General features: G+C 71.5%; 22 protein-coding genes and 1 tRNA gene. 9 read left to right on the top strand and 14 right to left on the bottom strand.

Annotated elements, in window-relative coordinates:
- Window positions 1–65: 65 nt before the first annotated feature.
- Window positions 66–1,574: an RNA polymerase factor sigma-54 gene (gene rpoN / locus H2041_RS08425; protein ID WP_293411572.1), complete on the bottom strand. Its 1,509-nt coding sequence runs from the start codon at window positions 1,572–1,574 to the stop codon at window positions 66–68.
- A 172-nt stretch (window positions 1,575–1,746) separates the two neighbouring features.
- Between rpoN and H2041_RS08430 the strand changes: the two genes are divergently transcribed.
- On the top strand, window positions 1,747–3,033 hold the full coding sequence (locus tag H2041_RS08430) for an O-acetylhomoserine aminocarboxypropyltransferase (RefSeq protein WP_293411574.1): 1,287 nt from the start codon (window positions 1,747–1,749) through the stop codon (window positions 3,031–3,033).
- Between the two features lie 134 nt (window positions 3,034–3,167).
- On the opposite strand, the gene lptB is transcribed toward H2041_RS08430, so the two are convergent.
- The 5 genes from lptB to H2041_RS08455 form a co-directional block, all read right to left on the bottom strand.
- The gene (lptB, locus tag H2041_RS08435; protein ID WP_293411624.1) at window positions 3,168–3,929 is read right to left on the bottom strand and encodes an LPS export ABC transporter ATP-binding protein; all 762 of its coding nucleotides are present in this window, start codon (window positions 3,927–3,929) and stop codon (window positions 3,168–3,170) included.
- A 15-nt stretch (window positions 3,930–3,944) separates the two neighbouring features.
- Complete coding sequence (locus H2041_RS08440; RefSeq protein ID WP_293411576.1) at window positions 3,945–4,499, bottom strand: LptA/OstA family protein; 555 nt, start codon at window positions 4,497–4,499, stop codon at window positions 3,945–3,947.
- A gap of 31 nt (window positions 4,500–4,530) precedes the next feature.
- A complete protein-coding gene (gene lptC, locus H2041_RS08445) occupies window positions 4,531–5,157 on the bottom strand; it encodes an LPS export ABC transporter periplasmic protein LptC (protein ID WP_293411578.1) in 627 nt (208 codons plus the stop codon).
- A 7-nt stretch (window positions 5,158–5,164) separates the two neighbouring features.
- Window positions 5,165–5,782 carry a ribonuclease D gene (locus tag H2041_RS08450; protein ID WP_293411580.1) on the bottom strand — a complete coding sequence of 206 codons (618 nt, stop codon included), beginning with the start codon at window positions 5,780–5,782 and terminating at the stop codon, window positions 5,165–5,167.
- A gap of 98 nt (window positions 5,783–5,880) precedes the next feature.
- Window positions 5,881–5,967 (bottom strand) — tRNA-Leu (locus tag H2041_RS08455).
- Between the two features lie 150 nt (window positions 5,968–6,117).
- Between H2041_RS08455 and H2041_RS08460 the strand changes: the two genes are divergently transcribed.
- A complete protein-coding gene (locus H2041_RS08460) occupies window positions 6,118–7,119 on the top strand; it encodes a complex I NDUFA9 subunit family protein (RefSeq protein WP_293411582.1) in 1,002 nt (333 codons plus the stop codon).
- On the opposite strand, the gene H2041_RS08465 is transcribed toward H2041_RS08460, so the two are convergent.
- Window positions 7,086–8,270 carry a citrate synthase gene (locus H2041_RS08465; RefSeq protein WP_293411584.1) on the bottom strand — a complete coding sequence of 395 codons (1,185 nt, stop codon included), beginning with the start codon at window positions 8,268–8,270 and terminating at the stop codon, window positions 7,086–7,088. The two genes, H2041_RS08460 and H2041_RS08465, sit on opposite strands and share 34 nt — an antisense overlap.
- 80 nt (window positions 8,271–8,350) lie before the next feature.
- Here H2041_RS08465 and H2041_RS08470 point away from each other — a divergent pair, with 80 nt between their 5' ends.
- The 4 genes from H2041_RS08470 to queG all read left to right on the top strand — a co-directional run bounded on the left by H2041_RS08470 (window position 8,351) and on the right by queG (window position 12,371).
- Window positions 8,351–9,454 carry a citrate synthase/methylcitrate synthase gene (locus H2041_RS08470; RefSeq protein ID WP_293411586.1) on the top strand — a complete coding sequence of 368 codons (1,104 nt, stop codon included), beginning with the start codon at window positions 8,351–8,353 and terminating at the stop codon, window positions 9,452–9,454.
- Window positions 9,455–9,514: 60 nt separating this feature from the next.
- Window positions 9,515–10,492 (top strand): cation diffusion facilitator family transporter, encoded by a 978-nt coding sequence (locus tag H2041_RS08475; RefSeq protein ID WP_293411588.1) that lies wholly within the window; start codon window positions 9,515–9,517, stop codon window positions 10,490–10,492.
- Window positions 10,493–10,564: 72 nt separating this feature from the next.
- Window positions 10,565–11,251: a glutathione S-transferase family protein gene (locus tag H2041_RS08480; RefSeq protein ID WP_293411590.1), complete on the top strand. Its 687-nt coding sequence runs from the start codon at window positions 10,565–10,567 to the stop codon at window positions 11,249–11,251.
- Window positions 11,232–12,371, top strand: a complete 1,140-nt coding sequence (gene queG, locus H2041_RS08485; RefSeq protein ID WP_293411592.1) for a tRNA epoxyqueuosine(34) reductase QueG — start codon at window positions 11,232–11,234, stop codon at window positions 12,369–12,371. The genes H2041_RS08480 and queG overlap by 20 nt, the downstream gene beginning before the upstream one ends.
- 173 nt (window positions 12,372–12,544) lie before the next feature.
- Here queG and H2041_RS08490 read toward each other — a convergent pair whose 3' ends face one another.
- The 3 genes from H2041_RS08490 to rfbC are packed head-to-tail and all read right to left on the bottom strand — an operon-like array spanning window position 12,545 to window position 14,816.
- Window positions 12,545–13,369, bottom strand: a complete 825-nt coding sequence (locus tag H2041_RS08490) for a crotonase/enoyl-CoA hydratase family protein (RefSeq protein ID WP_293411594.1) — start codon at window positions 13,367–13,369, stop codon at window positions 12,545–12,547.
- Window positions 13,370–13,422: 53 nt separating this feature from the next.
- Entirely contained in the window at window positions 13,423–14,259 is an 837-nt protein-coding gene (locus H2041_RS08495) for an acyl-CoA thioesterase II (RefSeq protein WP_293411596.1), read from the bottom strand.
- Window positions 14,259–14,816 (bottom strand): dTDP-4-dehydrorhamnose 3,5-epimerase, encoded by a 558-nt coding sequence (gene rfbC, locus H2041_RS08500; RefSeq protein WP_293411598.1) that lies wholly within the window; start codon window positions 14,814–14,816, stop codon window positions 14,259–14,261. The genes H2041_RS08495 and rfbC overlap by 1 nt, the downstream gene beginning before the upstream one ends.
- 36 nt (window positions 14,817–14,852) lie before the next feature.
- On the opposite strand from rfbC, the gene H2041_RS08505 reads away from it, so the two are divergent.
- A complete protein-coding gene (locus tag H2041_RS08505; protein ID WP_293411600.1) occupies window positions 14,853–15,890 on the top strand; it encodes a glycosyltransferase family 2 protein in 1,038 nt (345 codons plus the stop codon).
- On the opposite strand, the gene argE is transcribed toward H2041_RS08505, so the two are convergent.
- Entirely contained in the window at window positions 15,850–17,028 is a 1,179-nt protein-coding gene (gene argE, locus H2041_RS08510) for an acetylornithine deacetylase (protein ID WP_293411602.1), read from the bottom strand. The two genes, H2041_RS08505 and argE, sit on opposite strands and share 41 nt — an antisense overlap.
- A 207-nt stretch (window positions 17,029–17,235) precedes the next feature.
- Between argE and H2041_RS08515 the strand changes: the two genes are divergently transcribed.
- On the top strand, window positions 17,236–18,978 hold the full coding sequence (locus tag H2041_RS08515) for an ATP-binding protein (RefSeq protein WP_293411604.1): 1,743 nt from the start codon (window positions 17,236–17,238) through the stop codon (window positions 18,976–18,978).
- Here the strand turns inward: H2041_RS08515 and H2041_RS08520 are convergent.
- Window positions 18,975–19,538, bottom strand: a complete 564-nt coding sequence (locus H2041_RS08520; protein ID WP_293411606.1) for a cation transporter — start codon at window positions 19,536–19,538, stop codon at window positions 18,975–18,977. The two genes, H2041_RS08515 and H2041_RS08520, sit on opposite strands and share 4 nt — an antisense overlap.
- Window positions 19,539–19,704: 166 nt before the next feature.
- Between H2041_RS08520 and H2041_RS08525 the strand changes: the two genes are divergently transcribed.
- Window positions 19,705–20,109: a helix-turn-helix domain-containing protein gene (locus tag H2041_RS08525; protein ID WP_293411608.1), complete on the top strand. Its 405-nt coding sequence runs from the start codon at window positions 19,705–19,707 to the stop codon at window positions 20,107–20,109.
- Here the strand turns inward: H2041_RS08525 and H2041_RS08530 are convergent.
- Complete coding sequence (locus tag H2041_RS08530) at window positions 20,106–20,594, bottom strand: FKBP-type peptidyl-prolyl cis-trans isomerase (protein WP_293411610.1); 489 nt, start codon at window positions 20,592–20,594, stop codon at window positions 20,106–20,108. The genes H2041_RS08525 and H2041_RS08530 overlap by 4 nt on opposite strands.
- 34 nt (window positions 20,595–20,628) lie before the next feature.
- Window positions 20,629–21,837, bottom strand: a complete 1,209-nt coding sequence (locus tag H2041_RS08535; RefSeq protein WP_293411626.1) for a threonine ammonia-lyase — start codon at window positions 21,835–21,837, stop codon at window positions 20,629–20,631.
- Window positions 21,838–21,889 lie beyond the last annotated feature (52 nt).

Here is a 21,889-nt window from a genome sequence, read left to right on the forward strand (position 1 = left end):
CCCTGAAGAAGGGGGAGCTGGCGCGAAGCGCCTGCGGGGGTCTTCGGCCTCGGGCGTGCGCCGCCTCAGACGGCTTCCTTCAGCATCCGCCGGCGTTCGACGGAGGACGGGATGCGCATGGCCTCCCGGTACTTGGCGACCGTGCGGCGGGCGATGTCGACGCCGGCCTCCTTGAGGATCTCCACGATCGCGTCGTCGGAGTGAACCTCGGCGCCGGACTGCTCGGCCTCGATGAGCTGGCGGATCTTGTGCCGCACGCTCTCGGCCGAGTGAGCCTCGCCGCCGGCCGTGGAGGCGATGGCCGAGGTGAAGAAGAACTTCAGCTCGAACAGGCCCCTGGGCGTGGCCACATACTTGTTGGAGGTCACACGGCTGACGGTGGATTCGTGCATGCCGATGGCCTCGGCCACGGTCTTCAGGTTCAGCGGCCGCAGGTGCTCGACGCCGAAGGCGAAGAAGCCGTCCTGCTGGCGCACGATCTCGCTGGCCACCTTCAGGATCGTCTTGGCGCGCTGGTCGAGGCTGCGGACCAGCCAGTTGGCGCTGGCCAGGCAGTCGGCGACGAAGACCTTGTCCTGGTCGCTGCGGGCGCCGCCGGCGATGCGGGCGTGGTAGCGCTGGTCCACCAGCAGGCGCGGCAGGGTGTCGGTGTTGAGCTCCACCAGCCAGACGCCCCCCGGGCCTTCGCGCACGAAGACGTCGGGGGCCACCGGCTGGGCCGGCTCGCCGCCGAAAGCCGCGCCCGGACGCGGGGTCAGCGCCCGAAGCTCGGCGACCATGTCGCGCAGATCCTCGTCGTCGACGCCGCAGGCGCGCTTCAGCCCCGCCATGTCGCGGCGGGCGAGCAGGTCGAGATTGTCGAGCAGGGCGGCCATGGCCGGGTCGTAGCGGTTCTTGTCCTGCAGCTGCAGGCGCAGGCATTCGGGCACGCTGCGGGCGAAGACGCCGACCGGCTCCAGGGTCTGCAGCTGCGCCAGCACGGCCTCGACGCGGGCGGACTCGCAGCCCAGGCGCTCGGCGGTTTCGGCCAGGTCGAGCCGCAGGTAGCCGCCCTCGTCGACGCCGTCGATCAGCACCCTGGCGATCGCCTGGTCGGCCGCGGCGAGGCCCAGCAGGGCCGCCTGGTCCTCCAGATGTTCGTGCAGGGTCTTCTGGTGGGCCGCCAGGCTGTCATAGCCCTCGCCGTCGCCTTCGAAGCTTCCGCCCTTGCCGGCGCGCGACCAGTCGACGGCGCCGCCGGCTTCGCCGGCCTCCGGCGCGTCTCCGGTGGCCCGTTCGCCGGGCGAGACCTCGTCGTGGCTGACGTCCAGGTCCGACTGGGCCGAGCCGGCGGACACCTCGTCCAGGGCGGACTCCGCCCGCGCCTCGCCGGCGCCGTCGTCCCCGTCGGGAGCCGATTCGGCCGCGGCTTCGGTCTCTTCGCGCTGCAGCAGCGGATTGCGCTCGAGCTCGCCCTCGACGAAGGCTTCCAGCTCGAGGTTGGAGAGCTGCAGCAGCTTGATGGCCTGCTGCAGCTGGGGCGTGATGACCAGCCCCTGCCCCTGCCGGATCTCGAGTCGCGCGCTGAGCGCCAAGGTCAGCCCTCCTGGCCTGCTTCTTGCTGGCAAGGCTAGAGGGCCATCCCCCACCGATTGGTTAACCGCAGCGAGATCGTCTGCGACCAAGCGTCCGTGGTTCCTGGGACGGGCGCCGGCGTGCTAGTCGCCTCCTCCGAAAAGAGACGAGACGTCCACAGGAGAACGCCGCATGTCCGACCAGCCCAAGCTGCGCCCGGAAACCCTGGTCATCCACGCCGGGGCCCAGCCCGATCCGGTGACCAAGGCCCGCGTCACCCCCATCTATCAGACCACCTCCTACGTCTTCGATGACGCCGACCACGCCGCGGCCCTGTTCAACCTGGAAGCCCCCGGCAACATCTACTCGCGCCTGGGCAATCCCACCGCCGGCGTGCTCGAGGCGCGCCTGGCCGAGCTGGAAGGCGGCGCGGCGGCGCTGGCCGTGGCCAGCGGCCATGCGGCGCAGCTGCTCGTCTTCCACACCCTGCTGGAGCCCGGCTGCAACATCGTGGCCTCGCGCAAGCTCTACGGCGGTTCGATCACCCAGCTCAGCCAGAGCTTCAAGCGCATGGGCTGGGGCGTGACCTTCGTCGAGGAGATGGAGCCCTCGGCCTTCGCCGCGGCCATCGACGACAAGACCCGCGCCGTCTTCATCGAATCCGTCGCCAATCCGGGCGGCGTGGTGATGGACATCGCCGGCATCGCGCAGGCCGCCCATGCCGCCGGCGTGCCGCTCGTCGTCGACAACACGCTGGCCACCCCCTACCTCTGCCGGCCCCTGGATCACGGCGCCGACATCGTCGTCCATTCGCTGACCAAGTTCCTCGGGGGCCACGGCAACTCCATCGGCGGCGCCATCGTCGACGGCGGCCGATTCGACTGGGCCGCCAGCGGCCGCTGGGCCAATCTCAGCGCGCCGAACCCGGCCTATCACGGCAAGGTCTTCACCGAGGCCTTCGGTCCCGCGGCCTTCATCGTCGCCTGCCGAGCGGTGGGCCTGCGCGACCTGGGCCCCGCCATCTCGCCGTTCAACGCCTTCATGATCCTGACCGGCATCGAGACGCTGGCCCTGCGCATGGAGCGCCACTGCGAGAACGCGCTGAAGGTGGCGCAATGGCTGAAGGCGCACCCGAAGGTCGCCTGGGTCTCCTACGCCGGCCTGGCCGACGATCCCAACCACGCCCGCGCCCAGCGCTACACGCCCAAGGGCCCCGGCGCGGTCTTCACGTTCGGGCTGAAGGGCGGCTTCGAAGCCGGCGTGAAGCTGGTCGGCGGGCTGAAGCTCTTCTCCCACCTGGCCAATATCGGCGACACCCGCAGCCTGGTGATCCACCCGGCGTCGACCACGCACCGCCAGCTGGAGGAGGCCGATCAGATCGGCGCCGGGGCGGGCCCCGACGTGGTCCGCCTGTCGGTGGGGCTGGAGCACATCGACGACATCCTCGCCGACCTGGAGCAGGCCCTGGCGGGGGTTTGAGCGGAGAGGCCGCTCTCCCCCTCCGGCCCTCCGGGCCACCTCCCCCTCGACGAGGGGGAGGATCTGGGCTGTGGACGAAGATGCTCCCCCCCCCAGGGGGAGCTGTCACCGAAGGTGACTGAGGGGGTTTCGGCTCAGCCGCCGAAGCGGTCGCCGAGATAGACCCGGCGGACCTCGGCGTTCTCGACGATCTCGTGCGGCGAGCCCTCGAACAGCAGCTCGCCGGCATGGATGATCGAGGCGCGGTCGATGATGTCCAGGGTCTCGCGGACATTGTGGTCGGTGATCAGGATGCCGATGCCGCGGCTCTTGAGGTAGGTGATCACCTCGCGGATGTCGGCGATGGCCAGCGGGTCGATGCCGGCGAAGGGCTCGTCCAGCAGCATGAAGGACGGTTCGCTGGCCAGCGCCCGGGCGATCTCGACGCGGCGCCGCTCGCCGCCCGAAAGCGAGATGGCCGGCGCGTCGCGCAGATGCTCGATATGCAGCTCCTCGAGCAGCTCGGTGACGGTCGCGCGGGCCTTGGCGGGATCGTGCTCGCGCAGCTCGACCACGGCCATGACGTTCTGTCCCACCGTCATGCCGCGGAAGATCGAGGTCTCCTGCGGCAGATAGCCCAGGCCCATGCGCGCGCGCTGGTACATGGGCTGGGCGGTGATGTTCTCGCCGTCGAGATAGATGGCGCCGTAGTCGGCCTGGATGAGGCCGGTGATCATGTAGAAGCAGGTGGTCTTGCCCGCGCCGTTGGGACCGAGCAGGCCCGCCACCTCGCCCCGGGCCAGCCGCAGGGAGACGCCCTTGACCACCGGCCGCCCGCGATAGGACTTGCCGATATTGTCGACCACCAGGCCCTCGCCCGCGACGACGGGAGGCGCTTCCTGGGAACTGCGGTCCAGCACGCGCGAACGCTCCTACCGCTTGGCGGCAGGCTGGCCCTGCGTGCGGTTGGGATAGAAGACGCCGCGCACGCGGCCCGTCGGCGCGGGGGTCTCCATGCGCGCCTGGCCGGTGTTGACGTTGATGACCAGCCGCTCGCCGCGCAGGACGTTCAGCCCCTGGGCGGCGACCACGTCGCCGGTCATGGTGATGGTCTCGCTGGCCGCGTCATAGACGGCGGCGTTGGCCCGCACCCGCTGCTGGGGCGTCACATAGTAGACCGAGCCCTCGGCCTCCATGCTCTGCAGGTCGCCGCAGCTGGCCTGACCGGCCCCCTGCCGCACCGAGCGGCTGGGCGCGTACTTGATGCGCAGCACGTCGGCCCGCAGCCGCGAGTTGTCCTGCAGCGCCTCGGCCGAGCCGCGCCAGATGGCCAGGCACTGGGCGTTGAGCACCTCGAGCTCATCGGCGGTGATGTCGACGGGCGCGTCGGAATTGCCGGCCAGCTGGGCTCCGGCCGGGGCGGCGCTCCCCATGGCCGTCAGGGCGACCAGGGCGGCGGCGACGGCGCCTGCGCGACGGATCATCATATCAATCGACCTCATACCTGCGCTCGCCCGCTCAGTTCGGCTGGATACGGCCCCGGACGCCGCCCTTGAAGACCATCCGTTCGCCCTTGTCGTACACGCCATAGGACTTCGCGGTGATTTCTCCAAGCGGTCCGGCCCCGGTGATCAGGCCCTCGCCCTCCAGCACGCCGGTGGCGGTGTCGAAGGTGGCGGCGGCCGTCTCGAAGGCGGCTTCCTGATCGTTCAGCCGAACGCCGCCCTGCAACTTAAGGAGGCCATCCTCCTCATGATAGACCCCTGAGGCCGCCGACAGGCGGATCGGGCTCGGCCCGTCCTCGTCCAGCACCAGGGCCGGACGATCCATGATGACGCGCTGATAGTCGTCCTCGGCGCGCACGGCGCTGGCCGCCGTAATCACGAAGCTGCGGCCCTGGTCGTCGCGGCCCAGGAAGCGGGGATTCACCAGGCGGATCGGCGCATCCTCCTCCGGCGCCGCCTGATCGGCGCCGACGACGCTGCGATAGACGACGGTCCCCACCAGACCCAGCACGATGGCCGCGATCAGGGCCGGCAGGATCACCCGGAGCCGGCGGATCAGCACCGAGCGGCGACGCCAGCGGGTCATCGCCTCCGTGTGGGCCGGATGGCCGAAGGACCGGTCTGGGGCGAGCGCCGTCATCGGGCGCTCACGAATGGGCGAAGATGTCGGCCTCCTCCCAGCCGGCCACGTCGAGCAGGGCGCGGTGGGGCAGGAAGTCGAAACAGGCCTGGGCCAGGGCGTCACGGCCCTCGCGGGCCAGCATGTCGTTCAGGCGGGCGCGAATGGCGTGCAGGTGGAGGACGTCGGAGGCCGCATAGGCGATCTGTTCTTCGCTGAGCGTCTGCGCGCCCCAGTCGGAACTCTGCTGGGCCTTGGACAGGTCGACGCCGGCGCACTCCTTGGCCACGTCCTTCAGCCCGTGCCGGTCGGTGTAGGTGCGGGCCAGCTTGGAGGCGATCTTGGTGCAGTAGACGGGCGCGGTCATCACCCCCAGATGGAGATGGAACATGGCGATGTCGAACCGCCCGAAGTGGAAGATCTTCAGGATCGTCGGGTCCGTCAGCACCCGCTTCAGGTTCGGCGCGTCATAGGTTGCGCGGTCGAGCTGGACGAGATGGGCGTCGCCGTCGCCGGCCGACAGCTGCACGACGCACAGCGGATCTCGGCCGAGCTGCAACCCCATGGTCTCGGAATCGACCGCCACGGCGGCCGCGCCTTCGAACAGGCCGGCGGGCAGATCGCCCTTGTGAAGGAAATTGGCCAAGGTCCGTTCGCTCCGCGAGAGGACGCGGCCCGAGGCCGCGTACAGTCTGATACTCTACGGGGGAACGAAAGACGACCACCCCGCGACAACAGAGGGGGTGGTGCCCAGGAGAGGACTCGAACCTCCACGGCCGTTAAGCCACTGGCACCTGAAGCCAGCGCGTCTACCAATTCCGCCACCTGGGCCCGGTCCGTCGGATCGGGAGGCGATCTACTAGGGAAAAGCCTTCCGGGCGTCAACGGACCTTTTTGCATCGCCTGCGAGTCGCATTGCGGCGCAGGGCCGCATCGTCTATCCGGGCGGCTTCTGGAGCTTTGGAAACAGCGGGCCGGGCCATGCAGGATCTCGTCACCGTCTTCGGCGGATCGGGCTTTGTGGGGACACAGGTGGTGCGGGCGCTCGCCCGGGCGGGCCTGCGGGTCCGGGTCGCCGTTCGGCGGACCAATGTGGCCGAGGGACTTCGCCTGCTGGGCGACGTCGGCCAGATCCAGATCGTCCAGGCCAACATCCGCAATCCGGAGTCCGTCGCCCGCGCCCTGGAGGGCGCGCAAGCCTGCGTGAACCTGGTGGGCGTGCTCTACGAGGCCGGGCGCCAGAAGTTCGCCAGCCTCCACGCCATGGGCGCGCGCAACGTGGCCGAGGCGGCCCGCGCGGCCGGGGTGACGCGGCTGGTGCAGATGTCGGCCATCGGCGCCGACGCGCAGAGCGAGTCCAAGTACGCCCGCACCAAGGCCGAAGGCGAGGCGGCCGTGCGCGAGATCTTCCCGGACGCCGTGATCATTCGCCCCTCCATCGTCTTCGGGCCGGAGGACGACTTCTTCAACCGCTTCGCGCGGATGGCGACCCTCTCGCCCGCCCTGCCGCTGATCGGCGGCGGCAAGACGCGGTTCCAGCCCGTCTATGTGGGCGACGTCGCCCAGGCGATCGCCCGCGCCTTGCGCGATCCGGCCTGTGCGGGCCAGACCTACGAGCTCGGCGGTCCGGCCGTGCTGACCTTCCGCGAGCTCATGGAGCTGGTGCTGGAGGAGACCCAGCGCCGCCGCTTCCTGGTTCCCCTGCCCTTCGCGGTCGCCCGCGCCATCGGCGGCGTCGGCGACCTGATCGCCGCCACGCCGGTCCCGCCGCCGCTGACCACCGATCAGGTGGCCCAGCTCAAGCGCGACAACGTGGCCAATCCCGACCTGCCGGGGCTCGAGGCGCTGGGGATCCGCCCCACGGCCATCGAGGCGGTCCTGCCCTCCTATCTCTACCGCTACCGTCTGGGCGGCCAGTTCGCCGAGCCGCCCGAGAACAATCCCGCCGCTCAGGTCGACGAGTCCGGCCGCACCCCGGCGTAGCGGGCGCGGGGCCGGATCAGGTCGCCGGTCTGCACCTGCTCGATGGCGTGAGCGATCCAGCCCGCGCAGCGGGCCACCGCGAACAGGGCGAAGGGCGCATCCTGCGGCAGGGCCAGCCGCTCGGCCAGGGCGACGAGCGCGAAATCCACATTCGGCGCCTTGCCGGTCGCGCCCTCGACGGCGGCGCGCAGGCGGGCCAGTTCAGGCGGCGGCTCGAACCGCGCCAGCAGGGCGCCTGCGCGCGGATCACCCTCCGGATAGAGCGGATGACCGAAGCCCGGCAGGGTCCGGTCCTGGGCGAGCCGCGCGGCGATGGCCGCCTCTGCGCCCTGCTCGGCGGCCTCGGCCGCCAGGCTGCGAAGCGCCGCCGCCGCCCCGCCGTGCCGGGGCCCTGACAGGGCGGCCAGGCCCGCGAGCGCGCCGGCGGCGAGCGAGGCGCCGGTGGAGGCCGCCACCCGCGCGGCAAAGGTCGAGGCGTTGAGCTCATGGTCGGCCAGCAGGACGAGCGCCCGGCGGAGCAGGTCGGCGCCCGGTCCGCCCCCGGCGCCCGCCGCCGGGCCGCTCGTCGCACACCCCCAGGCGAGCGCCAGGCGCACATGGATCGGCCCGCTGCCCGCCGCGCCGGCGACAGCGTCCGCCAGCACGTCCAGCAGGGTCGCCGCCTCCGCCGCCAGCGCCAGGGGGTGGCGGCCCAGCGCCGGCCCGTCGGATCCGGCCCGGGCGGCCAGCGCCAGGAAGGCGCGGGCGCGCATGTCCGGCGCCGTCGGCGGAGCGCCGCGGGCGTCGCGCTTCAGCGCCGCCCCGTGGCCGCCGCGCAGCAGGCGGGCCGTCGCCTCCAGGGTCTCGGTGTCGGACAGCTCGACCGCGTCGCGCCCCCGATAGTAGAGCCGCCCGCCCTCCACCGTGGTGATCGCCGACTCCAGAACCGGCTCGCCCCAGGCGATGGCCCCGGCCGCCACCTGGGACGCCTTGCGGCTGCGCGTCTTGCGCTCGGCCAGGAGGCCGATCTCCGAGGCGCGATAGAGGCTGCGCCGCGGGTCGGCCGGGTCGGGCCGCGTCGAGAGCCGACCCCGGCTGACATAGGCGTAGAGGGTCTGCGGCCGCACCCCCAGCCGCGCCCGGGCCTCCTCGGCCCCGATCCAGTCGGACATAGATTGATTATCTTGATCAAGATTGACGGTGCGAGCCTCGCCGCTGAGATCGCGGAAAGCAAGTCCGATTGGAGGTTCCCATGACTGAGGTCCAAGCCTTTCCCGACGGCCTCGAAGGCGTCGTGGCCGCCCACACCGTGCTGTCGGAGGTGGATGGCCAGGCCGGGCGGCTGATCATCCGCGGCCGCTCGCTGGACGATCTGGCGGGCCGCGCCCGGTTCGAGGATCTGGTCGCCCTGCTCTTCGACGGCTTCTTCGCGGACCTGCCGGCCGACCTGACCCAGGCGCTGGGCCAGGCCCGCGCGGAAGTCTTCGCCGAGGCGGCCTATCTGGACGACCGCCTCGCCGCCCGCGATCCGGTGGAGGCCGTCCGCGCGCTCACCGCCCGTCTGGCCGACGGCGACGATCTTCCCACCGCCCTGCGCCTGCTGGCCGCGCCGGCGGTCTTCACGCCGGCGGTCGTCCGCGCCCAGGCGGGGAAGGCGCCCGTCGCCCCCGACCCGTCCCTGCCGCACGCGGCCGACATCCTGCGCATGCTGCGGGACGCCGCGCCCGCCCAGGCGGAGATCGACGGCCTGGACGCCTATCTGGTGACGGTCAGCGACCACGGGCTGAACGCCTCGACCTTCGCCGCCCGGGTCGTCGCCTCCACCCGCGCCGGCCTGACCTCGGCCGTCCTGGCCGGGATCAGCGCGCTCAAGGGCCCGCTGCACGGAGGCGCGCCCGGCCCGGTGATCGAAATGCTGGACGGCATCGGATCCCCGCAGAACGCCCGCCCCTGGATCGAGGCGGCGCTCGCCCGCGGCGAACGGCTGATGGGCTTCGGCCACCGCATCTACCGCGTGCGCGACCCGCGCGCCGACGCCCTGAAGGGGCCGGTCCGGGCGCTGGCCGCCGCCGGCGCCGGCCAGGCGGGCCGCGTCGAGTTCGCCGAGGCCGTGGAGGCCGCGGCTCTGGCCATCCTGAAGGACCACAAGCCCGACCGGCCGCTGGACACCAATGTGGAATTCTACACCGCCCTGCTGCTGGAGGCGCTCGCCTTCCCGCCCTCGGCCTTCACCTGCGTCTTCGCCATGGGCCGCACCGCCGGGTGGCTGGCGCACGCCCGCGAACAGCTGGCGGGCGGCCGCCTGATCCGGCCGCAGTCGGTCTATGTGGGCCCCGAACCGCGTCAGGCGGCTTGAGCGGCCGGGTGCGAGTCGTTCGCTCTTAAGCTCGGGCGGGCGGCGGGCTAGGTTCGCGCCATGACCGCCGCGCCGCACAACCTGCCCCTGGCCGAGGCCGCCGCCCTGACCCGGCGGATCACCCTGCTTTCGGTGGCCACGGCGAGCCTGCTTGTGGCGATCAAGGCCGCGGCCTGGCTGGCCAGCGGTTCGGTGGCCCTGCTGGCCTCCATGGCCGATTCGGGCCTCGACCTCGTCGCCTCGCTGGCCACCTTCTTCGCCGTCCGCTACGCGACCGTCCCGCCCGACGCCGAGCACCGTTTCGGCCACGGCAAGGCCGAGGCCTTCGCCAGCCTGATGCAGGCCGGCCTGGTCTTCGCCTCGGCCGCCCTCGTCACGCGCGAGGCGATCGCCCGGTTCCTCGACCCGCAGCCGGTCGAACAGGGCGGCTGGGCCATGGCGGTGATGGCCGGCTCCATCCTGGTCACCGGCGGCCTCGTCTACGCCCAGAGCCAGGTGCTGAAGAAGACCACCTCGGTCGCCGTGGCCGGGGACCGGGCGCACTACTTCTCCGACCTCGCCTCCAATCTCGCCGCCCTGCTCGGCATCGCCGGGGCGGCGCTCGCCGGCCTGACCTGGCTCGATCCCGTGGCGGGCCTCGTCGTCGCCGCCCTGCTGGTCTGGGCGGCCATCGGCGTGTTCCGCGAGGCGGCCAACCAGCTCATGGACCACGAACTGCCGGACGCCGAGCGCGCCGAGATCCGCCGCCTCGCCCTGGACGACCCGCGCGTGATGAACGTCCACCAGCTGCGCACCCGCGCCTCCGGGCCCTATGTCCACATGCAGATGCACATGGAGCTGGACCCCGACCTGACCCTCGAGGCGGCCCACCGGGTGATCGTCGAGGCGGAGCGGCGGCTGCTGACCGCCTTCCCCGCCGCCGACATCCTGATCCACGCCGATCCGCGCGGCCGGGCCGAGCCCCACGGCGGCGCCTTCGGCGAGACGCGGCCGGACGACGCAGAGCGCTCAAATCGGGCCCCAGACCCGGCACCGTAAACGCGCCCTTAAGGCCGGCCGGCGCCTAAGTAAGCGCCAACGATTCGGCCGCTCCGGCGGCGAGATGCGGCCATGAGCGTCGAACGCACCCTCTATCACTTCCCGCTCGACCCAGCCTCGCGGCAGGTGCGCCTGGCGCTGGGCGAAAAGCGCCTGCCCTTCGAGGACAAGGTCGTCCGCTATTGGGAGCAGCCGGAGGAACTGGCCGCCCTCAACCCCTCGGGCCTGACGCCGGTGCTGGTCGAGGACGGGCCCGACGGCCGCCTCGTCCTGTGCGAGAACCGGGCGATCCTGGATCATCTGGAAGAGCGCTATCCCGAGCCGGCCCTGCTCGGGCGCGAGCCCGCCGACCGCGCCGAGGCCCGGCGCCTGCTGCAGTGGTTCGACCGCAAGTTCGACTACGAGGTCGGCTCCTTCCTGCTGCACGAGAAGATGGAGAAGCGGCTTCTGCGCCTGGGCGCGCCCGAACTCGCCGCCCTGCGCCGCGGCCGAGAGGCGCTGAGGGCGCACATGTCCTATCTCGAGCATCTGCTGGCCGAGCGGGACTGGCTGGCGGGACGCCGCCTCAGCCTGGCCGATTTCGCCGGCGCGGCGCACCTGTCGGTCATCGACTATTTCGGCGACGTGCCCTGGCGCGACTACCCGGCGGTCAAGACGTGGTACATGACGGTGAAGTCCCGGCCCTGTTTCCGGCCGCTGCTCGCCGATCGCTGGCCGGGGCTCGCGCCCGCTGGCCATTATGACGACCTCGATTTCTGATCCCTCGACGCCCGAAGACCTGATCCGCCGCGAGGCCCTGGCGCTCGGCTTCGACGACTGCCGCTTCGCGCGTGCGGACCGGCCGTGGGCGGCGGGCGAGCGGCTGTTCGACTTCATCGCAGAAGGCCGCCACGGCCAGATGAGCTGGATGGAGACCACCGCCGAACGCCGCGCCCATCCCCAGGCCATGTGGGCCGGCGCCCGCTCGGCGGTCCTGCTCGGCGTGAACTACGGACCGGAAGCCGATCCTCGGGCGGTCCTGAGCCAGGCCGACCGCGGGGCGATCTCGGTCTACGCCCAAGGCTCCGACTATCACGACCTGATCAAGAAGCGGCTGAAGCGTCTGGCGAGCTGGATGGTCCAGACTTTCGGCGGCGAGGTGAAGGTCTTCGTCGACACGGCCCCCCTGCTGGAGAAGCCGCTGGCGGAGGCGTCCGGCCTCGGCTGGCAGGGCAAGCACACCAACCTCGTCTCGCGTCAGTTCGGCTCCTGGCTCTTCATCGGCTCGGTCCTGACCTCGCTGGAGCTTGCGCCGGACGCTGCGGGCGAGGACGCCTGCGGGTCCTGCCGCGCCTGCCAGGACGCCTGCCCGACGGACGCCTTCCCCGCGCCCTATCAGCTCGATGCGCGCCGCTGCATCTCCTACCTGACCATCGAGCTCGCCGGCCCGATCCCCCGCGAATTCCGCCAGAGCCTCGGCAACCGCATCTATGGCTGCGACGACTGCCTGGCCGTCTGCCCCTGGAACAAGTTCGCCCAAACCGCCCGGGAGACGCAGCTGCAGGCGCGCGCGGCGCTTCAGGCGCCGCGCCTGGAGGACCTGGCCCGCCTCGATGACGCCGCCTTCCGGGCCCTCTTCACCAAGAGCGCGGTCAAGCGCCTGGGCCGCGACCGCTTCGTGCGCAACGTGCTCTACGCCGTCGGCAACAGCGGCGAACCGGGGCTGGTCGATGTTGTGCGTGAACGGCTGAGTGACGCGGCGCCGGTCGTCAGGGGCGCCGCGGTCTGGGCGCTGTCGCAGCTCCTGCCAGCCGACGCCTTTTCCGCCGAACGGGCCCTGGCCCTGCTGGGGGAGGCGGACGAGACGGTGCGGGGGGAGTGGGCCTTGCAGGCCGACTGACGGGCCGCACAGCCGAAAACCCCCTTTAGGCGCTACACGCCAGCTCCCCCTGCAAGGGGGAGCATCTTCGTGCGGGGCGCTTCAAAGCCGCTGAGCAGATCCTCCCCCTCCGTGGAGGGGGAGGTGGCCCGGAGGGCCGGAGGGGGCCGGCGCGCCAGCGCCGGATCCGCCCCTCAGTCGGCGAAGGCCGGCGCCCGCTTCTCCATATTGGCCATCACGCTTTCCTTCTGGTTCGCCGATCCGATGAGGGCGCCCTGCTCGGCGCTTTCGGCCAGCAGGATGTCGTGCTGGCTGGCGGGGGTTTCGGCCAGTTCGATCAGCCGCTTGGCGCCGCGGATGGCGGTCGGGCTCTTGCCGGCGATCTCGGCGGCGAACGCCAGGGCCTCGGCCCGCGGGTCGGCGCAGACGCGGGTGGCGAAGCCCAGCCGCAGGGCCTCCTCGCCCTCGAAGATGCGGCCCGAATAGGTCAGTTCCCGGATCACGTCGCCGCGGGCCAGGTGGCGCATCAGGACCATGCCGCCCATGTCCGGCACCAGGCCCCACTTGATCTCCATCACCGCCATGCGGGCGTCCGGCGCGACGAAGCGCATGTCCGGGGCCAGCGCCAGCTGGAAGCCGCCGCCGAAGGCCACGCCGTGGACGGCGGCGATCACCGGCACGGGCTGTTCGCGCCAGACCATGACGGCGTGCTGGGCGCGGTTGGAGCCGCCGGGCGTGCGCTTGGGCGTCAGCAGCGTCCCGCTGTCGGCCGTCTCGGGCTTACGCTCGCCCGAGGCCATGGCGGCGAAGGAGCCCATGTCGAGCCCGGCGCAGAAGGCGCGGCCCTCGCCCGACAGCACGACCGCGCGGACGCCCTTGGTGGTCTTCAGCGCCTCGCCCGTCTCGATCAGGGCCGAGAACATGGCGTCGTCCAGCGCATTCATCTTGTCCGTGCGGACCATGCGGACGTCGGCCACCCCGTCCTTGATGTCCACCTTCACCCGATCGTTCATGAGCATGTCCTCCCGTCCGTCCCGGCTTGCCGCCGGCGTCTGCGGAAGACTGTCACGGATCAGCCGGCCGGGCGATGGCGGATCAGGGCCTCCTGCGTCGCCGAGGCGACCAGCCGCCCCTGCCGATCGAAGATGGAGCCGCGGTTGAAGCCCCGCCCGCCCGAGGCCGAGGGGCTGTCCTGGACGTAGAGGTGCCAGTCGGAGAAGTCGCTCGGCCGGTGGAACCACAGGGCGTGGTCGAGGCTGGCCACCTGCAGCTCGCCGTGCGGGACCGGGTGGGGGCGCAGGCTGGCGTCCAGCAGGCTCATGTCGGAGCCGTAGGCCAGGGCGCACTGGTTGACGGCGACGTCGGTCCCGACCGACTGGCGGGCCCTGAACCAGACATTGTAGAGCGGGGCCATGGCTTCCGTCTGGCCATGGCGCTGCGGGTCGATGGGGCGGACCTCCACCGGCCACTCGCGGTCGCGCGGCGGCACGCCGTCGGCCTCGCGCAGCTGCTCCTCGTTCAGCAGGTCTTCCGGCGGCGGCGCGGCCGGCGCCTCGTCCTGGTGCTCGAAGCCCTCCTCCGGGACCTGGAACGAGGCGGCCAGATTGAAGATCTGCTTGCCGTTCTGAATGGCGACGACCCGGCGGACGGAGAAGGAGCCGCCGTCGCGGGCCCGGTCCACCTGAAAGAGGATCGGCATGGACGGGTCGCCCGGCCGGATGAAATAGGCGTGCATGGAGTGGCAGAGTCGCCCCTCGATGGTGCGATAGGCCGCCGTCAGCGCCTGGGCCACCACCTGGCCGCCATAGATGCGGCGGCCTTCACGGGCCGGCGTAAAGCCCCGGTAGAGATCGAGGTCGATCTGCTCCAGGTTCAGGATGTCGACCAGTTCGTTGTCGGTTTCCGTCATCAGAAGCTCGCTTCCGGCATGTCCTTCAGGCGCGGCAGCGCCTTGTCCTTCTCCGAGGTGACAGCCTCGTCCGCCGCCACCGGCCAGTCGATGGCCAGGTCCGGATCGTTCCAGATCACCCCGCCCTCGCACTGCGGCGCATAGAGGCCGTCGACCTTGTAGAACAGCTCGCAGTCGTCGGTCAGCGTGCAGTAGCCATGGGCGAATCCGCGCGGCACGAACAGCTGCTCGCCGCCCTCGGCGGTCAGCTTCGCGCCGACCCACCGGCCGAAGGTGGCCGAGCCCTGGCGCACGTCGACCGCCACGTCGTAGATGGCGCCCTTCAGCACCCGGACCAGCTTGGCCTGGGCGTGGGGGGCGGTCTGGAAGTGCAGGCCCCGCACCGTGCCCGTCTTCGCATTGTAGGCCTGGTTGTCCTGTACGAAGTCGCAGTCGATCCCGGCGCCCGCCAGGCTCTTCCGGCTCCAGGTCTCGGCGAACCAGCCGCGCGCATCGCCATGGCGCTTGGGCGTGATAAGCAGGACCTCGGGCAGGGCGAGCGGGACGATGCTGGTCATGGAACTCTACGGGCAGTGATTGGAGCGCGCCCCCGCATGGACGACCTCTCCGGCGAAGACAAGGCGCCGCCGGCCCTCAGCGTGGTGATCGTGGCCTACAACAGCGCCGCGACGCTTTCGCGATGCGTCGAGGGCCTCGCGCATCAGACCCTGCGCGACTTCGAGCTGCTGATCGTCGACAACGACTCGCCCCAGGGCGAGGCCGCGCCGGCCGCCGAAGGCCACGCCTTCGCCCGCCTTGTCCGCGCCGGCGGCAACCTCGGCTTCGCCGGCGGGGTGAACCTGGGCGCGCGGGAGGCCCGCGGCCGCTGGCTCGTCCTGCTCAATCCCGACGCCTATCCGGACGTCCGCTGGCTCGAAGCCCTCGCCGAAGCCGCGCGGCGCCACCCGAAGGTGCGCGCCTTCACCTCCCGTCAGGTCATGGCCGAGGATCCGAGCCTGCTGGACGGCCTGGGCGACGTGATGTCGGCGCCGGCCATCCCCTATCGCGGCGGATATCTTTCGCCCGATCCCGGCGACACGCCCGAGGGCGAGGTCTTCTCGCCCTGCGGGGCGGCGATGATGGTCGACCGCCGGCTCTTCCTCGACCTCGGCGGCCTGGACGAAAGCTTCTTCTGTTACTGCGAGGACGTGGATTTCGGCTATCGCCTGCAGCTCGCCGGCGAGCCGACCCTGCTGGTCCCCTCGGCGGTCGTCCGCCACGAGGGGTCGGCCTCCTCGGGCGGGCCGAAGTCGGAGTTCGCCGTCTTCCACGGCGTGCGCAACCGCTTCTGGGTGCTGGTCAAGGACACGCCGGCCCTGCTCTTGCCGGTCGTCCTGCCGCTGCACCTGGCGGCCTTCGCGCTCGTCTCCCTGAGGCCCCAGAACCGGCCCCTGCTCGGCGTCACCTGGCGGGCCTTCAAGGCGGCGCTGGCCGGCCTGCCGGCCCAGCTGAAGAGCCGCCGCGCCGTTCAGAGGGCGCGCAAGGCCCGGGCGCTCGACATCGCCCGCGCCATGACCTGGAACCCGAAGGACCTGTCGGGCCGCCGTCCCGTCATTCGCCCCTTGCGGCCCAGTCGACGAGGCGCGCCATGAAGGCCGCGCCCCGCTCCATCTGGGACATCTCCACGAACTCGTCGGGCTGGTGGGCCTGGTCGATGGAGCCCGGGCCGCAGATGACGGTGGAGAAGCCCGCCTCCTGGAACTGACCGGCCTCGGCGGCGAAGGCGACCACGCGCGCGGGGCCGTTGTCGCCGGCCAGGCGCCGGGCGAAGGCCTCGGCCGCCCCGTCCTTTTCCGGCGCCAGCGGCGGGGTGTGCGAGCGGCGGACGACGCTGACGCCGGCCCGGGGGAACTGGGCCTTCAGGGCGGCGTCCATCTGCCGGCAGTCCTCGAAGAAGGGCTCCAGCACCGCCATCGGGTCGACGCCGGGGGGCGCGCGAAGGTCGAAGAAGAAGACGCACTCGCGGGCCAGGATGTTGACCGCCGTGCCGCCGTTCACCTGGCCGACCGTGAGGGTCGCGTGCTTGGGCGTGAAGGGCGAGGCGGGGTCGGCCTCGCGCTCCAGCTGTTCGGACAGGTCGCAGAGCCGGCCCATCAGACGGATGGCCGCCATATTGGCCGAGACCCCGAGCTGGGTCTGGCTGGAATGGGCCTCGTGACCGTTCACCGTCACCTTGAAGGTGGTGATGCCCTTATGGCCGCTGACCGCCTCCATGTTGGTCGGCTCGCCCACGACCACCAGGGCCGGGCGCGGCAGTTCTGCGGCGATCACCTTGATCATGTCCGGCGCGCCCAGGCAGCCCACCTCCTCGTCATAGGAGAAGGCCAGGTGCACCGGCTTCTGCGGACCGGCCGCCAGGAGATCGGGCACGGCGGCCAGCGCCAGGGCCAGGAAGCCCTTCATGTCACAGGTCCCGCGCCCGTAGAGCCGGCCGTCCCGCGGCGTGACCTTGAAGGGGTCGGAGGTCCAGGGCTGGCCGTCCACCGGCACCACGTCGGTGTGGCCCGACAGGACGACGCCGCCGGGAATGTCCGGCCCGATGGTGGCGATCAGGTTGGACTTGGTCCCCTCGGCGTTGGGCACGCGCCGGTGAGGCGCGCCGTGGCCGTCGAGATAGGCCTCCACCCACGAGATCAGCTCGAGGTTGGAAAGGCGCGAGGTGGTGTCGAAGGCGACGAGCCGCTCGAGCAGTTCGAGCGCGCGGGGCGTCAGGGTCTGGGCGGATGACATCGCCGCCAGCCTAGACCCGGCGGACCAAAGGCTCCACCCCGAGCATCGCTGCGATGCGCCGACTCGCAGGGCCGCCCGATTCCCGACCAGACGCGCCGCGCCCGCGGTCGTCCGCCGCTCCCCGCTCCGGTCGCGTCCGCGCCTTCATGCGACATTAAGTGGCGCGGCTCATGGATGGCGTCCGCCAGGAGCAGAGGGGGCCGGGCGATGCGGGACGGACACAGGCGAACAGTCGATCTGGAGCTTTCCACCGGCGCGCGGTGGCTGGAGGTCGTGGGATTCCGCCAGCGGGACGCGAAATACATCCTGCCGCTCACGGTCTTGGCCGCCGTCGGATCCCTCATCTGGCTGGCCTGGTGGATCTCCGCCGTCTGGCTCGCGGTCAACATGACGAGCCAGATCCTCAACCTGCTCCTCTGCCGGCGCATGGGGCGGCTCAAGCAGCCCGAGCCGCGGCACGAGCTGTTCCTGGCGGCCTTCACGGGCGTGGAGACGGTTCTTTACGCCACATTGCCGGCGGCCCTGCTGCTCGACGGGACGCCCGGCGCGGCCGTCGCCGCCATGTCGATCATCGGGGCCATCGCCCTCAGCGCCGCTTCGGAGATCCCCCTCTCCCGCCGGATCGGCTTCGCGGCGCTCGGCGCCAGCGCGGCGGTCACGGCCGCGGCCATCCTGTTCAGCGCCCCTCAGGTGGGCGCCTTGCACGTGGCGGTCACCCTGGCGGCCGTGGCGAGCATGTACGTTTATGTGGTCGAGGCCGCCTTTCACCGGGAGGCCATCGAGACCCGCCTGGCCGAGGCCGTCGCCCACGCCCGCGCCAAGGAGGCCGAGGCCGAAGCGGCCAACGCCGCCAAGAGCGCCTTCCTCGCCACCATGAGCCACGAGATCCGCACGCCGCTGAACGGCGTGCTGGGCATGGCCCAGGCCATGGCCCGCGACGAGCTGAAGCCCGCCCAGGCCGAGCGTCTGGCCATCATCCGCCAGTCGGGCGAGACGCTGATCGGCCTGCTGAACAACGTGCTGGACCTCTCGAAGATCGAGGCCGGCCAGATGTCCATCGAGGCCATTCCCTTCGACCTGGTGGATCTGCTCGAATCCACCTGCGCCGCCTTCGTAACGCTCGCCGCCGAGAAGGATCTGAGCCTCGAACTCCACATCGAGGGCGCCGCCGACGGCCTGTTCGAGGGCGACCCGACCCGGCTGCGCCAGGTGGTCTCCAACCTCGTCTCCAATGCGGTGAAGTTCACCGAGCGCGGCGGCGTCTCCGTCGCGGCCGAGCTTCGCCCCGAGGGCCTGGCCATCCGCGTGGCCGACACCGGCCCGGGCATGGACGCCGAGCAGAAGGCGCGGCTCTTCTCGCGCTTCGCCCAGCTGGAGGCCTCCATCACCCGCCGCTATGGCGGCACAGGGCTGGGCCTGGCCATTTCGCACGAACTGGCGGGGCTGATGGGCGGTGGGCTCGGCGTCGAGAGCGAACCCGGCGAAGGCTCCGTCTTCCTGCTCGCCCTGCCCCTGCCGCGCCTGGGGGACCGCCCCGAAGCCCCGCCCGAGGATCCGTCGCACCAGGCGGGGGTCCTGTCGCATCTGCGCGTGCTGGCCGCCGAGGACAACGCGGTCAACCAGGTGGTCCTGAAGGCCCTGCTGGCGCCGCTGGGCGTCGATCCCGTGATGGTCGGCGACGGCGCCGAGGCGGTGGTCGCCTGGGAGACCGGCGACTGGGATCTGATCCTGATGGACGTGCGAATGCCGGTGATGGACGGGCTCTCCGCCACCCGCGAGATCCGCGCCCGGGAAAAGGCGCAGAGCCGGCGGCGCACCCGGATCATCGGCCTCACCGCCGACGCCATGGCCCATCAGGTGGACGAACTGCTCGCGGCCGGCATGGACGCCCACGTCGCCAAGCCGATCGAGGTCGAGCGCCTCTATGAGGCCCTGGAGGCGGTCGCCTAGTTCGTCGCGGGCAGCGGCGGACGAGAGAGGCCCCGGAGTTCCCCGGCGGCCTGACGCACGATCTGCCAGCCGCCGGCGATCGCCAGGCTTGCCATGACGCCGGCGACAATCAGATCCGGCCAGGCCGTGCCGGTCCCGAACACCCCGGCCGCGGCGGCCACGACGGCGACATTGCCGATGGCGTCGTTGCGCGAGCAGATCCAAACCGAACGCATGTTGGCGTCGCCCTCGCGGAAGGCGAACAGCATCGCCGCCACGGCCAAGTTGGCGACCAGCGCCGCCACTCCGACGACGCCCATGGTGGCGGCCTCCGGCACGCCCCCGGCCAGGGCCCGCCAGGCGATGGCGGCGGCGACGGCCAAGCCCAATACGGCGAGGGACAGCCCCTTGGCCAGGGCCGCGCGCGCCCGCCAGGCGAGGCCCAGGCCGGCGACGGCGAGGCTGATGGCGTAGTTCGCCGCGTCCCCCAGGAAGTCGAGGGCGTCGGCCTGCAGGGCGACCGAACCCGCGTGGAGACCGGCCGCCACCTCTGCGACGAACATGCCGGCGTTCACCGCCAAGGCGATCCACAGCGCGCGCCGCCACTTTGGGCTGTTCGCCGGCTGGGCCGAACATCCGTCGCCTGAACAGCAACCCGCCATCGGGGAATCTCCTGCAAAACGTCTGACGGCGCCCTATCTGGACCCTGTAGTCACTACAGGCTCAAGGCCCTGCGGGAGATTTTCCATGCGCGACATGACCATCGGCGACCTGGCCCGGCGAACGGGCGCCAAGGTGGAGACCGTGCGCTACTACGAAAAGGCCGGTCTGCTGCCGGCGCCGGCGCGGACGGCCGGCAACTACCGGGCCTATGAGCCGGCGCATCTGGCGCGGCTGAGCTTCGTGCTGCGTGCGCGGAGACTGGGATTCTCGCTGGATCAGGTCCGGGAACTGCTGGGTCTGGCGGACGACCGGGAGCGGCCCTGCGACGCCGTCGACGCCATCGCCCGCGCCCACCTCGTCGAGGTCGAGCAGAAGATCGCCGAACTGACCCGCCTGCGCGATGAGCTCTCCAGCGTCATCGGACGCTGCCGGAGCGGCGTCGTCGCCGACTGCCGCATCATCGAGAGTTTGGCGGCCGAGCCGGCCTAGCCGAGCTGAACGCGACCGGGGCCGGGCAGGACGTCGATCAGCTCGATACGGAAGATCAGGACCGAGTTGGGCGGAATGGGCCCCTGGCCGCTTTCGCCGTAGCCCATTTCAGGCGGCACATAGACGATCCACTCGTCGCCCGGCTTCATCTTCTGCAGCACCTCGATCCAGGCCGGGATGAGGCCCGCCAGCGGCATGGCCGCGGGCACGCCGCGCTCGTAGGACGAATCGAAGACTTCGCCGTCGGCCAGCTTGCCCTCGTAGTGGACCTTGACCTCGTCGGCCTCCTGCGGGCTCAGGCCGCCCTCAGGGCCGGAACGGACGACCTCGTACTGCACGCCCGAGGGCAGGGTGACGACGCCCTCCCGCTTGGCGTTCTTCTCCATGAAGGCCTTGGCCTCCGCGGCGGAGTCGGCGGCGTTCCCCCCGGAGCAGGCGGCGAGGGCGAGAGCGGCGGCGAGGCCGAGGAAGAGACGGCGGCGCATGGGGGAGCCTCCTGAGGCGGGCGCGCGGCTGGGATCAGACGGCGCGCGGCGGATAGCCCTGCTCGCGCAGGGCGTCCATGATTTCCTGGGTGTGCTGGGCGTCGCGGGTCTCGATCATGATGTCGAACTCCGCCCCCTTGGCCGGGACGTCGAGCGCCAGCCGGTTGTGGGCCACCTCGACGATGTTGGCGCCCATCTGGCCGATGATGGCCGAGACGTTGGCCAGGAGACCCGGGCGGTCGTCGCCGATGATGCGCAGGGAAACCAGACGCTGGTCGCGCACCAGTTCGCGGGTCAGCACCGAGGCCAGCAGGCGCGTGTCGATATTGCCGCCGGTGATGATCAGGCCGCACTTCTTGCCGCGGAACCGCTCGGGATAGGCCAGCAGTCCGGCCAGGGCCGCCGCCCCGGCGCCTTCGGCCACCGTCTTCTCGACATTGCAATAGAGGGCCACGGCGCGTTCGAAGAAGGGCTCCTCGACCAGCAGCACGTCGTCGATCAGGGGCCGGGCCACGCCGTAGCTGACGTCGCCCACCTGCTTGACCGCGATGCCCTCGGCGATGGTCGCGCCCCCGGTGCCGCTGGCGCCGTTCACGCCGCGCATGCGGGCGGTGAAGGAGGGGTACATGGCCGGCTCCAGCCCGACGATGCGGATGTCCGGACGGATGTGCTTGGCCGCCGTGGCGCAGCCGGCGATCAGGCCGCCGCCGCCGATGGGGATGGGCAGGACGTCCAGGTCGGGCACGTCCTCCAGCATCTCCAGGGCCACCGTCCCCTGGCCGGCCATGACGTCCAGGTCATTGAAGGGATGGACGAAAACCAGGTCGCGCTCGTCGCACAGCTTGCGCGCATGGGCCGAGGCGTCGTCGTAGCCGTCGCCCTCCAGCACCACCTCGGCGCCGAAGGCCCGGGTCTGCTGCACCTTCACGAAGGGGGTCGAGCGCGGCATGACGATGGTGACCGGAATGCCCAGCCGCGCGGCGTGATAGGCCAGGCCCTGGCTGTGATTGCCGGCCGAGGCGGCGATCACGCCGCGCGTCTTCTCGGCCTCGGTGAGCTGCAGCAGCTTGTTCAGCGCGCCGCGCTCCTTGTAGGCGGCGGTGAACTGCAGGTTCTCGAACTTCACCCAGACTTCCGCGCCGGTGATCTCCGACAGGGTCCGCGACAGGCGGCAGGGCGTGCGCTCCACTTGGCCGTTCAGCCGTTCGGCGGCGGCGCGGATGTCATCGATGGCGAGGGTCATGAAGTTCGGCGGTCCGGGGAGGCCGCCCATGTGGCGGGCGGCCTCCCCGGAC

The sequence above is a fragment of the Phenylobacterium sp. genome (genome assembly GCF_013911965.1).
Taxonomy (GTDB): Bacteria; Pseudomonadota; Alphaproteobacteria; order Caulobacterales; family Caulobacteraceae; genus Phenylobacterium.